The organism is Pseudomonas sp. B16(2017) (assembly GCF_002113205.1).
Classification (GTDB): Bacteria; Pseudomonadota; Gammaproteobacteria; order Pseudomonadales; family Pseudomonadaceae; genus Aquipseudomonas; species Aquipseudomonas pharyngis.
This window is the reverse complement of the sequence record NZ_NEKA01000022.1, coordinates 1-14,988: the sequence shown is the minus strand read 5'-3', so window position 1 is coordinate 14,988 and position 14,988 is coordinate 1. Positions and strand designations below refer to the sequence as shown.

Annotated in this window: 12 protein-coding genes; 7 read left to right on the top strand and 5 right to left on the bottom strand. The window is 59.7% G+C overall.

Annotated elements, in window-relative coordinates; all coding sequences use genetic code 11:
• The first annotated feature begins 20 nt into the window (after nucleotides 1-20).
• Nucleotides 21-959: an AraC family transcriptional regulator gene (locus tag CAG25_RS26520; protein WP_085610197.1), complete on the top strand. Its 939-nt coding sequence runs from the start codon at nucleotides 21-23 to the stop codon at nucleotides 957-959.
• A gap of 4 nt (nucleotides 960-963) precedes the next feature.
• Here the strand turns inward: CAG25_RS26520 and CAG25_RS26515 are convergent, their stop codons facing one another.
• Nucleotides 964-1,896, bottom strand: a complete 933-nt coding sequence (locus CAG25_RS26515) for an AraC family transcriptional regulator (protein ID WP_085610196.1) — start codon at nucleotides 1,894-1,896, stop codon at nucleotides 964-966.
• Between the two features lie 587 nt (nucleotides 1,897-2,483).
• On the opposite strand from CAG25_RS26515, the gene CAG25_RS26510 reads away from it, so the two are divergent.
• From CAG25_RS26510 to CAG25_RS26495, 4 genes are all read left to right on the top strand, one after another.
• Nucleotides 2,484-3,833 carry an MFS transporter gene (locus CAG25_RS26510; RefSeq protein WP_064595597.1) on the top strand — a complete coding sequence of 450 codons (1,350 nt, stop codon included), beginning with the start codon at nucleotides 2,484-2,486 and terminating at the stop codon, nucleotides 3,831-3,833.
• Nucleotides 3,834-3,932: 99 nt separating this feature from the next.
• Nucleotides 3,933-4,625 carry a fumarylacetoacetate hydrolase family protein gene (locus CAG25_RS26505; RefSeq protein ID WP_085610194.1) on the top strand — a complete coding sequence of 231 codons (693 nt, stop codon included), beginning with the start codon at nucleotides 3,933-3,935 and terminating at the stop codon, nucleotides 4,623-4,625.
• 39 nt (nucleotides 4,626-4,664) lie between these two features.
• Nucleotides 4,665-5,429, top strand: a complete 765-nt coding sequence (locus CAG25_RS26500) for an SDR family oxidoreductase (protein ID WP_085610192.1) — start codon at nucleotides 4,665-4,667, stop codon at nucleotides 5,427-5,429.
• A gap of 32 nt (nucleotides 5,430-5,461) precedes the next feature.
• Nucleotides 5,462-6,418: a 2-hydroxyacid dehydrogenase gene (locus CAG25_RS26495; protein WP_085610190.1), complete on the top strand. Its 957-nt coding sequence runs from the start codon at nucleotides 5,462-5,464 to the stop codon at nucleotides 6,416-6,418.
• A gap of 52 nt (nucleotides 6,419-6,470) precedes the next feature.
• On the opposite strand, the gene CAG25_RS26490 is transcribed toward CAG25_RS26495, so the two are convergent.
• Together CAG25_RS26490 and CAG25_RS26485 are read right to left on the bottom strand one after the other, a co-directional pair.
• Nucleotides 6,471-8,597 carry a TonB-dependent siderophore receptor gene (locus tag CAG25_RS26490; protein WP_085610188.1) on the bottom strand — a complete coding sequence of 709 codons (2,127 nt, stop codon included), beginning with the start codon at nucleotides 8,595-8,597 and terminating at the stop codon, nucleotides 6,471-6,473.
• Nucleotides 8,598-8,741: 144 nt separating this feature from the next.
• On the bottom strand, nucleotides 8,742-9,326 hold the full coding sequence (locus tag CAG25_RS26485) for a TetR/AcrR family transcriptional regulator (protein WP_085610186.1): 585 nt from the start codon (nucleotides 9,324-9,326) through the stop codon (nucleotides 8,742-8,744).
• 209 nt (nucleotides 9,327-9,535) lie between these two features.
• Between CAG25_RS26485 and CAG25_RS26480 the strand changes: the two genes are divergently transcribed.
• Complete coding sequence (locus tag CAG25_RS26480; protein ID WP_085610184.1) at nucleotides 9,536-10,213, top strand: type 1 glutamine amidotransferase domain-containing protein; 678 nt, start codon at nucleotides 9,536-9,538, stop codon at nucleotides 10,211-10,213.
• A 117-nt stretch (nucleotides 10,214-10,330) separates the two neighbouring features.
• Nucleotides 10,331-11,455 carry an alkene reductase gene (locus tag CAG25_RS26475; RefSeq protein WP_085610182.1) on the top strand — a complete coding sequence of 375 codons (1,125 nt, stop codon included), beginning with the start codon at nucleotides 10,331-10,333 and terminating at the stop codon, nucleotides 11,453-11,455.
• Here CAG25_RS26475 and CAG25_RS26470 read toward each other — a convergent pair.
• Both CAG25_RS26470 and CAG25_RS26465 read right to left on the bottom strand, forming a co-directional pair.
• Nucleotides 11,434-12,966 (bottom strand): sensor domain-containing diguanylate cyclase, encoded by a 1,533-nt coding sequence (locus tag CAG25_RS26470; protein ID WP_085610180.1) that lies wholly within the window; start codon nucleotides 12,964-12,966, stop codon nucleotides 11,434-11,436. The genes CAG25_RS26475 and CAG25_RS26470 overlap by 22 nt on opposite strands.
• A 181-nt stretch (nucleotides 12,967-13,147) precedes the next feature.
• Nucleotides 13,148-14,692 (bottom strand): class I SAM-dependent methyltransferase, encoded by a 1,545-nt coding sequence (locus CAG25_RS26465; protein ID WP_085610178.1) that lies wholly within the window; start codon nucleotides 14,690-14,692, stop codon nucleotides 13,148-13,150.
• Nucleotides 14,693-14,988 lie beyond the last annotated feature (296 nt).

Below are 14,988 nucleotides of genomic sequence, written 5' to 3'. Positions count from 1 at the left end.
CGGCCCACAGAGAGAACCCGATGAAACAGGCCGACCCAGGCACGTCGCGCATGGTGCAGCTCATGGAGACGCTGGCACCGGTCGAGGGCTATAACCTCAGTGCGTTGGAGGGCGTGCGCTTCCTGCGCTCGAACCGACCACTGACCCGCACGCCGGTGCTGTACGACCCCGGCATCGTGATTCTCTGTCAGGGACAGAAACGCGGGTATCTGGGCGATGACGTTTACGTCTATGACGCCCAGCATTACCTGGTGGTATCGGTTCCGATCCCCTTCACCATGGAGACCGACGCCTCTGAAGACGAGCCAATGCTCGCGATCTATATGCAACTCGATTTCCAGGTGGCCAGCGAGTTGATGCAGCAAGTGGATGAGGTTCACGGCCCGAGCGATGCTCAACCAAAAGGCATGTTCGCCTCGCCGATGGACGACCGCCTGCGCCTATCGACACTGCGCTTTCTCGAAGCCATGAACATTGCGGGTGAGGCGCAGATATTGGGGCCGTCGCTGTTGCGGGAAATCTACTACCGCATCCTGACCGGCGAACAAGGCGGCTCGATGCGCGCCGCACTCAATCGACAGGGCCACTTCGGCAAGGTGACGCGGGCGATCCGCAAGATCCACAGCAGCTATCAGGAGCGTCTTGACGTCGAGCAACTGGCGCGCGAAGCGAGCATGAGCGTGCCCAGTTTTCACCTGCATTTTCGCAGCGTGACGGACGCCTCGCCCATGCAATACCTGAAGTCGACACGTCTGCATCAGGCGCGACTGCTGATGTTGCGCCACGCCATGACTGCGTCAGCGGCGGCGTTCAGTGTCGGCTATGAAAGCGCTTCGCAGTTCAGCCGCGAGTTCAAACGTTTTTTCGGCCGAACGCCGCAAGCAGAGATCGAGTGGATGAAGGCAACGTATGCGTTGCCTGCGCCGACGTCGGCCTCGGATTATGTTTCGTCGCATTAGCCGATCAAGCCTCTACAGGTGACTGCGGGCTGTCGGGGTCCAGTTGCCGACGGCGGAACTGTCCAGGTGGCTGGCCGTGAATCTGGCGAAAACGTCGGGAGAAATAAGCTTCATCCGCAAAGCCGCACAGCCTCGCCACCTCGCCCACTGGCCGGGTTCCATTGAGCAGGTAATTGCGTGCCGCGTGCATTCTGCGCTCCAGCACCAGCTCGGTGAAGGTCTTGCCGATTTCCTTGCGCAGCCAGTGCGTGAGATAGGTCGGTGACAGATAGGTCGCCGCTGCGACCTTGATCAGATTGAGATCGGGGTCGGCAATGTTCTTGCGCAGGTACTCGAACATCCGGCTCAGTGCATCCCGTCGACTGGCCTGTGCTGCGTTTTCTTCCGCCAGGCGCTTGAGCGGTTCGGCATACAGGACGCACACCTTGCCCACCAGTTGCAGCAGCAATCCCTTGAGCACTTCGCGTGTACCGAACTGACGATTCTCGTCCAGTCTGCGCATCTGTTCGATCAAGCCACAGACCTCGTTGAAATCCTCATTCCCCAGAATGAAATCCAGATGTTCCTGAAAGCGGAACGGCGACAGTTCGGGAGCCAGGAGAATCGATACCTCCTCCAGATCCATCGGGTCGCACTGCAAATGCGGCAACAGAAAGGTCTGGGAAAAGTTGATCACCATGAAATTGCTGTCCGCCGGATGCGGAATCACGTGCACACGGTGCGGCAGGATGAATGCCAGTGCGTTACGCGGAAATGGTCGAACCGCGTTGCCAATGTGCTGCACCGTGTCGCCGCCGAGGTTGATCTGGATCTGGAAGTATTCGTGTCGGTGCGGGCCAGTCTCGGCGCGGCGACCTTTTTTGTCACGAATGTAGAAATCCATCATCTCGCTGCGTTGCTGCATGACGTAGGTGGGCACACGGCATTGTGACGTCATTTGTTGAGCATCCTCGACAGGTACTTGGGCAGGTTTTCCTGGCGTTGCCGAGTAATCGGCGTGGTTCATCTTGAAGGTTCGTCGCCGACCCTTCAAGCAGTCATACGATGACACCAGACTCAGTGTTTTTTCTACACCGCCACTGCCAATGATCACTGTCCAAAAAACGCGACCGCAAAGTCATTGTTTTTTCCGTTTAAAAACAGTCGGATAGAAGACAAACCAGAGAGCATCTGGAAAATTCACTGTGTGGATTTTTTTGGACAGGTTTATCCGACGCGCCCTTCTCCGGAAAAAATGATCTAACACCTTGATTGATTTCGAGAGGTTGTACGACCACTGTATTTCCCACGCCCAACCTCTTTCAAAAACAACAGAAGGTGCGCACGTCATGAATCCGCTATTGCTCCCCGCCGCCCCTCCCCAGCCTTTACCGACGATGCCAGCCGGAAGACGTCCCTGAACGTCTGACCCTGGCCGTTTGTGCCATTCGTTTCAACTTTCGATTGCCTTGCCTGCGGACAGCGGGCAACGGCGTCGGCTGTCCGCAAACAACTCGACACTTCTAACAATAACGAGGTCCACTCATGTCGAATTCGCACACCTCTCAAACCACCGCGCCCCCCTTGATTGCCGCCGACAGGGACGCCGTGTCATCCCGGCGACTGCCGACGCGGCGACGCTGGTTCATGCTCTCGCTGCTGCTGATTGCGACGATCATCAATTACATCGACCGGGTGAACATCTCGATCGCCGCCCCGTTCATGGCCAAGGACCTGGGCCTGGACAAGATTGAAATGGGGCTGATCTTCTCTGCCTTTGCCTGGACCTACGCACTCGCTCTGGTGCCGGCCGGATTTATCGCCGACCGCTTCGGCTCACGCTTCACCTATGGGGTTTCACTGATCAGTTGGTCGACCGTCACGGTGTTTCAAGGCTTCGCCACGGGATTCGCTTCGCTGTTCGGCCTGCGCCTGGCCGTCGGGGCGATGGAAGCGCCGGCATTTCCGGCCAACAGCCGTGCGGTAACCGTGTGGTTCCCGGCGCGGGAACGGGGCCTGGCCAGCAGCATTTACGTCTGCGGGCAGTACCTGGGAACGGCACTGTTTACCGGCGCCCTGCTGTGGCTGGCCACAACCTTTGACTGGCGCCATGTCTTCTACAGCACCGGCGCGCTGGGCATCGTCTTCGGTGTGCTGTGGCTGTATCTGTATCGCGATCCGCTGAACTGCAAGAAAGTCAGCAAGGAAGAGTTGAAATACATCGAGGCCGGCGGCGGACTGGTCAAGAGCAGCCAGGAACGCACTCGTTTCAACTGGCGGCAGATCGCCGAGCTGTTCAGCTACCGTCAGGTCTGGGCCATTTGCATCGGCAAGTTCGCCAGCACCTCGGCGCTGTACTTCTTCCTCACCTGGTTCCCGACCTATCTGATTGAAGAACGCCATCTGACCACGATCAAGGCCGGGATCTTTGCCGTGATGCCTTTCGTGGGCGCAACGGTCGGCATCCTGCTCGCCGGCATCGTCTCCGACCTGCTGATCCGTCGTGGCTACTCAATGTCCTTCGCCCGGAAATTGCCGCTGGTGGTCGGGTCGATGCTGGGCATGTCGATCGTGCTGGTGAACTTCACCGACTCGAACGTCATCTGCATCGCCGTGCTGACCATTGCCTTTTTCGCTCAGGGCATCGCGTCGTCCTCGTGGGCGGCGGTGTCGGAGGTGGCGCCCAAGGAACTGATCGGGCTGACCGGCGGGATCACCAGCCTGGCCGCCAACATCGGCGGCATTGTGACCCCGATCGTGATCGGCGCCATCGTCCACGCCACCGGCTCGTTCGCCTGGGCGTTCTGGTTCATCGGTGCCGTGGCGCTGATCGGCACTCTCTCCTACTCATTGCTGCTCGGTCGCCTGTACCGCATCGAGTTGAAAACGCGCTGAAGCCAGAACAACTGTTTTCTCCAATTGGAGGCGGCTTTCGTCCAACTTCGCCAGCGATTGCCGCCGTACGCTGCACTCTCACACAGGACTTTCAGCAGGATGAACATGACCGAATACGTCTTTACCCCGGATCTGCCAGTGACCTTGCCGGTTGTCGGCAGCGAGCAACGCTTTCCCGTCGGACGCGTGTTCTGCGTCGGCCGCAACTACCCGTGGCCGGACACCCTGGGCCAGCCGCGCCAGCCACCGGTGTTCTTCATGAAACCGGCAAGCAGCGTGGTGGACGCTGCCGGCGAAGTGATCTTCCCGTCACTGACCGAAGAGTTTGCCCATGAAATCGAGCTGGTCGTGGCCATCGGCGAAGGCGGCGCGCAGATCCCAGAGAGCCAGGCGCTGGCCTATGTCTGGGGCTACGCCGCCGGACTGGACCTGACCCGTCGTGACGTACAGCGCCTGGCCAAGCGCGACGGCTTGCCATGGGAAGGTGCCAAGGTGTTTGACGGCGCCGCACCGATGACCGCCATTGTGCCGGTCACCCGGACCGGTCGGCTCGAAGGGGAATTATGGTTGAGCGTGAACAGTGAAGAACGCCAGCGCGATCGTCTCGACAGCCAGATCTGGTCGGTGAGTGAAGTCATCAGCCGTATCTCGCAATCCGTAACACTCAAGGCCGGCGACCTGATCATGACCGGCAGCCCCGCCGGCGTCGATGTCTTGCAACCCGGCGACGTCATCAGCGCCGGGATCGACGGCATTGGCCAACTCGAAATGCGCGTCGGCCCACGGCCTTGAGTCTGTCCTTAAGTGATTGGAAAAAAGGAGAACAACAAGATGTCTGACACTCAATCCTTGAAAGTTGCCCTGGTGACCGGCGCCGGCAGCGGGATCGGCCGTTCCGTAGCCCTGGGCCTGCTGGCCGACGGATACACCCTGGTGCTGGCCGGGCGCCGGCCCGAACCCTTGCAGGCCTTGGTTGATCTGGCGGCCAGCGAAGGCCGCGAAGCGCTGGCGGTTCCCACCGATGTACGCGACCCCGCCAGTGTCGATCAGCTGTTTGCAACCATTGCCGAAGTCTACGGACGCCTGGACGTGGTCTTCAACAACGCCGGGGTCAATGCCCCCGCCGTGCCGCTGGATGAACTGACGTTCGAGCAGTGGCGAAACGTGATCGACACCAACCTCAACGGGGTTTTTCTCTGCGCCCGTGGCGCGTTCGGGCTCATGCGCCGGCAACAGCCCCAAGGCGGACGCATCATCAACAACGGTTCGATTTCGGCACACACCCCGCGTCCTTTCAGCAGCGCATACACCGCCAGCAAACACGCGGTATTGGGATTGACCAAATCACTGGCGCTGGATGGTCGGGAATTCAATATCGCCTGCAGCCAGATCGATATCGGCAATGCCTTGACCGAAATGTCGGTGCGCATGACCAAAGGCGTGCGCCAGGCCAATGGCAGCATCGCCGTGGAGCCGATGGTCGACGTCAAGCATGTCGCCGACGCCGTGCGCTACATCGCCGGGCTGCCCCTGTCGGCCAACGTCCTGAACATGACCGTCATGGCCACTGCCATGCCGTTTGCCGGCCGCGGTTAAGCCGGCTTTTTTATTGCGTAAGTGAGGTTTACATGAAGCCAGAAGTCTTGCAGCTGAGCCCGATCCTGATTCCGCAAATCAATGCCCGTCTCGGCGAACTGTTCACGATCAGGCGTTATTTCGAGCAGGCCGACAAAGCGGCGTATTTGCAGGAACACGGCGCCAACATTCGCGGCGTCATCACGGGTGGGCACACGGGCATCAGCCAGGCGTTGATGGCGCAATTACCCAAACTGGAAGTGGTGGCGGTCAACGGTGTCGGCACCGATGCGGTTGATCTGGCCTACGCCAGGGATCGCGGAATCCGCGTGACCGCGACCATCGGCGCACTGACCGAAGACGTGGCCGACCTGGCCATCGGCTTGCTGATCGCTGTGTGCCGTGGGCTGTGTACCAGTGACCGTTACGTGCGCTCGGGCCAGTGGCCGCAGAGCCCGACGCCACTGGCCCCGCTGCCTTTGGCGCGGCAGGTGTCCGGCATGCGGATCGGCATCGTGGGCATGGGTCGGGTCGGCCGAGCGGTCGCCACCCGGGCGGCCGCGTTTGGCTGTCCGATCAGCTACACCGATCTGCAACCGATGAGCGATGTCAGCCACACCTTCATCGCCGACCTCAAGCAACTGGCCCGCAACAGTGATGCGCTGGTTCTCGCGGCGGCCGCCGACAAGGCCGAAGCCATCATCGATGCCTCCGTGCTGCAGGCCCTGGGCAAGGGCGGCTACCTGATCAACGTGGCGCGCGGCAAACTGGTCAACGAAACCGATCTGGTGGCGGCCCTGACGGCCGGTGAGATCGCGGGTGCGGCACTGGATGTTTTCGTCGATGAGCCCAACGTGCCTGAAGCCTTGTTTGCCCAGGAACAGGTGGTGCTGCAACCACACCGCGCCAGCGCGACCCTGCAGACCCGCACCCGCATGGGCGAGATGGTCGTGGCGAGCCTGGTGGACAGTTTTGCCGGAAAGACTCCGCAAGGGTGTGTGACCGGCTGAGCCTCACAGTCATCGGGGGCCGCAGCCCCCGATGACAGATTCCAGCCCCCAACTACAACGTGTAAGAAATGCCGACCTGCACCGTTCTCGGTGCCCCCGGATAGGCGTAGACGTTACCGAATGCGCCCTCGTCGTAGTCCCGGTCAAACAGGTTCTTCAGGTCGAGATTGACACGTACCTTGTCATTGACCTTGTAGTAGCTGAGCAGGTCGACAACGGTATAGCTCCCCATCGAGAACGCGGTGTTCGCCGTTTGCCCCGCGCGCTCATCGACATATTTGAGGCCTGTTCCCAGACCCAGACCACTGAGGGCACCGTCCTGGAACTCATAGACATTGAGCAGGCTGAAGCTGTTTTTCGGGATGTTCATCAGTCGCGTGCCGGAGCGGATCACGTTGTCCTTGGTCACCTCGGCATCGACGTAGGCGTACCCCCCGATGACACGCCACTCGGGGGTCAGGTTGCCGGCAACATTGAGGTCAAATCCTCGGCTGCGCACTTCCCCGGCAGCCACGCTGAAAGTCGAGTCCACCGGGTCAGTGGTCAGGACATTGCGCTTTTCAATCTGATAGATCGCCGCGTCGACGCTCAACTGATGATCCAGCGCCTCCCATTTGATCCCCATCTCCCAGGATTTGCCTTTCTCCGGTTCAAAGCCGCCACCCTGGCGACTCGCACCGGTATTGGGTTTGAAAGAACGCGCGGTGTCCGCGTAGACCGCGAGGGTGTCGGTCAGGTCGTAGGTCACACCGACGCGGGGCGTGACGGCATTGTCACTGGCCTGCCAGTTTTTGCCGCCGGGCACGTAGGTTTCGTAGTCGTGCTCAAAGCGCTCGAAACGTGCGCCAGCCAGGGCTTTCAGCCGATCGGTCAGGGCCACTTGGTCCTGTACGAACGCGGCGTAGGTCTTGAGATTTTCCTTGTCGTGGGTCGGGGTGCGCGTCAGTGCCGGACGGGGCTGCCCATAGACCGGATTGAAGATGTCGATCGGATACGCACTTACCGCGCCGCTGGAGCGCTGGATGATCGACTGGTAGTCGTAGTCCTCGTATTCGATACCGGTCAGCAGTGTGTGCTGCAGGCCGCCCGTGGAGAAGTGACCGGTCAGGTTGAGTTGGGTGTCCTTGTCCGTCCACTCCAGCTTGCGGTAGTTGAAATTTCGTCCCAGGGTCCGGCCGTCGGCGGCAATGCCGTTGAATTCGATGGCATTGCCCTGCAAGGTTCCGTCGAGCCACTGGAAGCCACCGCCAAGCGTCCAGTCTTCATTGAGCACATGCTCGAAGCGCAATTGCGCCATGTTGTTGTCGTTGTGCAACTTGCCAGCGTCCGGTTCACCGAAAAAGGTGTCGCGGGAGGCGGTGCCGATCTGCCGTGGATAACGCGTCGCGCCCCGGTCCAGCGGATGGTTGTTGCGCATGAAGTCACCCTCGAAGATCACTCGGGTGTCATCGCTGGCTTGCCAGGTCAGTACCGGGGTCACGCCGTAGCGTTCGGTTTCGACGTGATCGCGGAAGGTATCGCCGCCCTCGCCCACCACGTTCAGGCGATAGGCCAGACGCCCCTCTTCATCAAGCGGGCCGGAAGCATCCAGGGTACCGCGGCGCATGCCTTGGTCATTCAACTGGCTGCCGAGTGTGACCGTGCGCTCGGGCAACGGTTGTTTGGAAACGACATTGAAGGTCCCGCCCGGATCGCCACGACCGTAGAGCATGGTCGCCGGCCCGCGCAGGACCTCAAGACGCTCGATGGTGTTGGCATCCGGCATGTTCGGATAACCCCGGTTGATCGGGAAACCATTGCGGTAGAACTCGCCGGTGGTGAATCCGCGCACGGTGAACGTGGTCAGTCCCTGGCCGCCGAAATTGTTGGCTCGCCCTACTCCGCCCGCGTAATCCAGTGCGTCCTGCAGCCGAGTGGCGCCGATGTCTTCGACCGCATCTTTGGTGACGACACTGATCGACTGCGGGGTTTCATGGATAGAGGTATCGGTCCGCGTGGCACTGGCCGAACGGGTCGCGCGATATCCGTGTACCGGACCGTCCGCTCTTTCGTAATCCGCGGTACCGACCACATCGGTTGCCTCCAGCTCCAGCGCTGACGCCGTTGAATCGGATGGCTCGGCCCACGCAAAGGGAGACAACGTTTGCAACACACAGATGGACAGCAGAGTTCGACGCATGGGGGAGAACCTTACAGATAGGCCAGAACGAAGGGGATAACTGCCAGCAAAACGCGGCGGATGGTATACCACCCGCCGCGCAATTGATAGGCATTCCCATTCGTTTGCGCAACTGACTCTCGACCGCTTGCGTCTATTGCTTTCTCACACGCTCAACAGGCGTTTCGTAGTCGCCATCGACGTACTCAACGACTGTCCTGTGCGTTGCAGTTTGTTCAGCAAACTGGCCCCCAGCCACAGCTGATACAGCGTTTCGGCCAGTTGTCGGGCATCGCCCTGTGGCAGGCTTTTTTCGACCTGGCCCTGTTCGATGCACTCGGTGATGCGCGCCACCACTCGCTCGGCACCATCACGCAAGGTCAGGCGCATGGTTTCGGAAAGGTCAGCCACCTCGGCACTGAGTTTCACCACCAGGCATTCGTCGCCATGGCCTTCCAGGGTGCAGCGATCCTGCCAACCCTGCCAGTAATCCATCAGCCGTTCGTGGGCGCTCAGGCCGGGCAGCGTCAGGCGTCGCTCCATGTCGGCCAGATAGTCGACGAAGTAATCCTCGAGCAAGGCCTGGCCGTACAGTTCCTTGGATTTGAAGTAGTGATAGAACGAGCCCTTGGGCACGCCGGCGGTCTGCAGGATCTCGTTCAGGCCAACACTGGTGAAGCCTTTCTCGGCCATCATCCGGTGGCCGGTGTCGAGCAAATGTTGGCGGGTGTCGTCGTAGGTCGGTTTCATGGGGCACGAATTACCAGGCAATAGACCAGTCGTTTATCTCAAAGGAACGCGAGTTTGCCACACCTGTCCATGAAAAAGCTTTAGAGAAAAAATTACTAGACGACTGGTCTAATTGGAAACTATGCTGCGCCCCGACAAACCTTTTCCCGGTGTCGATCCTGCGCGAACCCCTTGCTCATGAACGCCGCCAGACCTACCCAGGGTGCTCTATGAAAATCTTGATGGTTTTGACTTCCCACGATCAACTCGGCAACACCGGCAAGAAAACCGGCTTCTGGCTCGAAGAGTTCGCCGCCCCCTACTACGCCTTCAAGGACGCCGGCGCCGACGTCACCCTGGTTTCGCCCGCCGGCGGTCAGCCACCGCTGGATCCGAAGAGCGACGAGCCCGATGCTCAGACGGCTGAAACCGATCGCTTCCGCCAGGATCCTGCGGCCCAGCAGGCACTGGCGAACACCGGCCGCTTGGCCGATGTCCGCGCCGAAGATTTCGATGCCGTGTTTTATCCAGGTGGCCATGGCCCGCTCTGGGACCTGGCCGAAGACAAGCATTCGATTGCCCTGATCGAAGCCTTCGCGCGCAGCAACAAGCCCCATGGCTTCGTCTGCCATGCGCCGGGGGTGCTGCGTCATGTCGTCGACGCAGAAGGTAAACCGCTGATCCAGCACCGCGAAGTGACCGGTTTCACCAATTCCGAAGAAGCAGCCGTCGGTTTGACGGACGTAGTGCCGTTCCTGATCGAAGACGAGTTCCAGCGTCTTGGCGGTCGCTATTCCAAAGTTGCGGATTGGCAGGTTCATGTGGTGACTGATGGAAAACTGGTCACCGGCCAAAATCCCGCCAGCTCGGCGGCTGTCGCCGAACAACTGTTGAAACTGCTCGGCTGAGGCGTCACTCCGCTCCTTCAACTTGATCCGAACACCGTGTGCGTGTTGCACGGTGTTCTTCTTTTCGCCCATTAAATAGTCGACTGGTCTAATAAACCCTTTGGACAGGATGCATCCATGAACAACAGCCGTTTCTTCACCCCGGCCACCCTCGGCCACCACACTCTGAAAAACCGCATAGTCCTGCCGCCCCTCACCCGCCAGCGCAGCACTCAACCGGGCAATGTCGCCAATGAATTGATGGCCGAGTATTACCAGCAGCGGGCCAGTGCGGGCTTGCTGGTGACTGAAGGCACCCAGATCGAACCCCGTGGCCAGGGTTACGCCTGGACTCCAGGCATTCATACTCCCGAACAAATCGCCGGGTGGCGCAAGGTCACCGAGGCTGTCCACGCCAGTGACGGCGTGATTTTCGCGCAGCTATGGCATGTCGGTCGCGTATCCCATACTGCCCTGCAACCCAATGGCGACGCACCGGTGTCGGCCTCCGCCATCGCCACCGACCGGGTCAGTGTGTTCATCGAAACGGCGCCCGGTGTGGGCGCTCTGATTCCGCCGTCCGCGCCTCGAGCGCTGACCACCGAGGAAGTCCAGGAACTGGTTCAGCTGTACATCCAGGCGGCGCGCAATGCCATGGACGCCGGTTTCGACGGTATCGAACTGCATTGTGCCAATGGTTATCTGGTGAACCAGTTCATCTCCGCCCACAGCAACCTGCGCACCGATCAATACGGCGGTTCGCTGCATAACCGTCTGCGCTTTCTGCGCGAAGTGGTGGGCGGCGTCGCCGAATGCATCGGCAAGGAAAAGGTCGGCGTGCGCTTTGCGCCGCTGTTCACCACCACCGATGAAGCGCGGACTTATCTGGGTATGGTCGAGGAAGATCCTCACACCACCTACATCGAAGCGATCAAGGTGCTGCAAGACGTCGGCATCGCCTACCTGTCCATCGCCGAAGCCGACTGGGACGACGCGCCAGTGATGCCGGAAACCTTCCGTCGAGCAGTACGCGACACCTTCAGCAGCGCGATCATCTACGCGGGCCGCTACAACGCCGAAAGCGGTGCGCGGTTGCTTGAATCCGGACTGGCGGACCTCGTGGCTTTCGGTCGCCCGTTCATGGCCAACCCGGACCTGCCCGCGCGCATCGCCAATGACTGGCCGCTGAACTCGCTGAACCCGGCCACGGTGTATGGCGGCCATGCCGAAGGCTATGTGGATTACCCGGTGTACGGAGAGTAGCTTTCGCTGGCGACACTTTTGGCGAGCTGATTGCGGCCCGCCCCTTTGGCTTGATACAGCGCCTGATCTGCCGCAGCGATCAGGCCTTGTACCGTGTCCAGTTGCGATCCGGTGGCGGCCGCGATGCCGATACTCACACTCACTCGGCCGAATGGACTGGTCCGGTGAGCGATAGGCTCTTGCGCCAAGCGTTTCAGGATCATTTGCGCCACGACCGCTGCGCCGTCACTATCGGTATCGGGCATGATCACCGCCATTTCTTCCCCCCCGTAACGCGCCACCAGGTCCGATGGTCTGCGCACGCAGGTCTCAAGCACCTTGGCCACCTGCTGCAGACAGGCATCGCCGGCAATGTGCCCTTCGGCGTCGTTGAACAGTTTGAAATAGTCGAGATCAATCATCAGCAACGCCAACGAAGTTGCGTCACGCTTCGCCCGGCGCGCTTCCATCGCCAGGGTCTGATCGAAACATCGCCGATTGGCCAGGCCTGTCAGCGCATCCTTCATTGCCAACAGCTCAAGTTGCCGGTTCGTGCCGAGCAGCTGTTGTTGAGTATCGCGCAACTCACCTTCCACCTGCGTCCGGCGACGAATATCCAGAATCAAAAACCAGCCGATAACACCGGTGAGACCCAGCAATGTGGTAACCACACCGATCGACAACAGCGCTTCAAATCGCCACGCCGCCAGGGCTTCGCGCTTACCGAGCGCAACCGTAGTGATCAGCGGCAGCGTTTCACTCTTGCGAAAGGCATAGAGCCGTTCCACGCCGTCGAGACTGGACGTGAAGGATGCAGTGCCAACCGATTTGTCCACCAGGTACTTCGCATAGATCGGCGAATTGGAGAAGTTGCGCCCCATGTCCTGTTCACGGAAAGGGTAACGGACCAGCAGCGTGCCATCGGTGTAGGACAAGCCAATGGCGCCCTCCTGCCCTATATCGAGCTGGCCGAACAGACGCAGAAAGTTTTCCACCCCAAGGGTGACCGACACCACACCGGCAAACTCTCCGCGATCGTCATTGAAACGCCGGCTGATCGTGATCACCCACTCCTGATTCGAACGACTGCGGATGGGCGGGCCGATGAAGGGCTCGCGAGATGGATCGTCACGGTGATGAATGAAATAGGCTCGGTCACTGCTGTTGGCACCGACAGGAATCGGCCGGTTGGATGACATCAACCAGTGACCTTTGTTGTCGTAAATAGTGATGCCACTGAGCTGCGGCATCAGCGGTCGCTGCCGGTTGATCAAAGTCTTGAGCCGTTCGATTTGCGCTGGGCCACTGCCTTCGGTTTCCAGACGTTCGACGAGTCCGAGCAGAAGCAGCGAGCTCTGCCGGACAATGCCCTCGGAATACGTCGCAAGTGCCTGCGTCAGGTTCAACCCGTGGACATTGACTTCATCCAGTGCTCGATCCCGAGAGCCCAGTATCTTCCAGATGGTCAGCGATGCCAGGGAACAGCCGATTACCAACAGCAAGAGCATTACAAGGTGAGTATCACGCTTCACTTCAGTACCTATGGAAAGTCCAGTTTCCGTCACCGCTATTATTTGATCGGGGCATTACATCGACCGCGCGTCCTTGTCAGCACGTCAGCTGCGGTGCTGTCGCTCTGGTTTTGCGCAAGAATCCGAAATGCCCCGGACGACGGCAGGCAACGCGAGGGTGTCTTGCCGTCCCTCGTCTCGACTAGACGATTTTCAAAGCCTTGAGAATCACCAGCGTACTCTCGGCAAACGCTTGAGCCTGCGCGGTCAATTCGGCAAGGTTTTCTTCCGCGGTGGTCAGGGCCCTGCCGTCCTTGAGGAGACCTTCGCCCTGGCCGCCAATGATGCCCCATGCCAACTGCGCCCATTCAGCCGGGTGCTTTTTGCCCTGCTTGATCGATATCAGAAACAGCTGCTGGAAGCGACTGACCGTCACCCCACCTCCGGTCACCGGACTCGCCAAGGTCTGAATCTTGTGGCCATACAACGAACGCTTGCACAGCTGCAGGTTGAGGGTATTGCAGCGGGCCTGCACCAGTTTTTCGGCTGCTTCGCTCTGACACGGCGCCACGGCCCCCATGCCGATCAATACGTTGAGAGCCTGTTCCACATCGCCATAAGCCAGCGAGGGCAAAAGATCCAGCAAATGCCGCAAGGTCTTCGGCACATAGGCGTCATCCGCCAGTGCTGCGAGTACCGGGCCATAAATCTCTGCCTGCAGCGTCGCTGCGCCTGCCGGACCGGTGACGTTGGCCGGCACGCTGTCGGCTGCCTGCAACAGGACGAAGCGCGTGCTGAGCATACGCTCGCGGTGCTCGGTAGCAGATAGTCTGTTGGCGCCGCGCACATAAAGGTCCCGGCGGAAACTCTGGTTCACAAAATAGTCGCGCGCCTGCTCACGCATGACCGGGTGCTCAATGCCTTCCAGAAAGTCCATGCCTTCGGCGGTCAGGTTGAGCGGATCGACGGAGTCCAGCGGCACGGCTGTCGTAACGTAATCAAGCTTGGCGGGGGCCAGGGCATCCACCACGTCGGTGAAATACATGCAGTTCCAGTCGCGGTTGAAATACTCATGGGCGACATACTGGCGATCCTGGCCCTTGATGCTCTGCAGCTTGGCGTCCAACCCTGGCGCCGAGTTGGCATATTTAGGATTTGCAGCCAGCAGCGCTTCGGAAAACTGCAGCGCAGCCTCGATACGTTGATCAGGACGTGCAGAGGCCTGGCTGGCGAAACGGTCGTGCAGACTGAACAGTTGGCGCAAGGGTGCCTGAGGCGACCAGCCCGGGAAGCAGTTGTAGCTGACGTACAGCAGGCCACCAGGCTTGAGATGACGACGGGCGAATTCGACGATCAACTTGTGGTTATCGCGGCTGACCCAAGTCCAGATGCCATGCAGGCTGATACTGTCGAACTGAGGCAAATCATGACGGGCCAGCAACTGCTCGAAGCTGTCGTCATACAGTCGCGCATCGCTGCCCCAGTCGCTGGCCAGAGCAATGGCATGGGACGCCTGACCTGGGTGAAAGTCGGTGCCGACATAAGAGCCCGGATTACCCGCCGCATGGATGTTGATCGAAACACCCTGACCAAAACCCAGCTCACAGTGGTAGCCATCGCTACTCTCCAGCGTGGCGAAGCCGCGCAACAGCAGACAATAACGCTGGAAAACCGGATTGATTTCCCGGCTATAACTATAGGTGTAGCCTTCGTCCGTGAAATATCCCTCGTTCCAGGCATTGCTCATGCGTGCATCCTTTTTCTTATATCGGAAGTGAAAGTCGCTCTTATACGGGGTAGCCATGGCGTATCACAAGAGGAAAGTGATCAGGCAAACGCCCTCCTGGATAAACACCTGCAGCGTCGCTTCCTCAAGAATCTAAATCGAGAAATGGCCGAGCCTTTTCCTGCAGGCAAAACAAAACCCCAACTGCTTTCGCAATTGGGGTTTCGGAATTTAATCTTGACGATGACCTACTCTCACATGGGGAAACCCCACACTACCATCGGCGATGCATCGTTTCACTTCTGAGTTCGGGATGG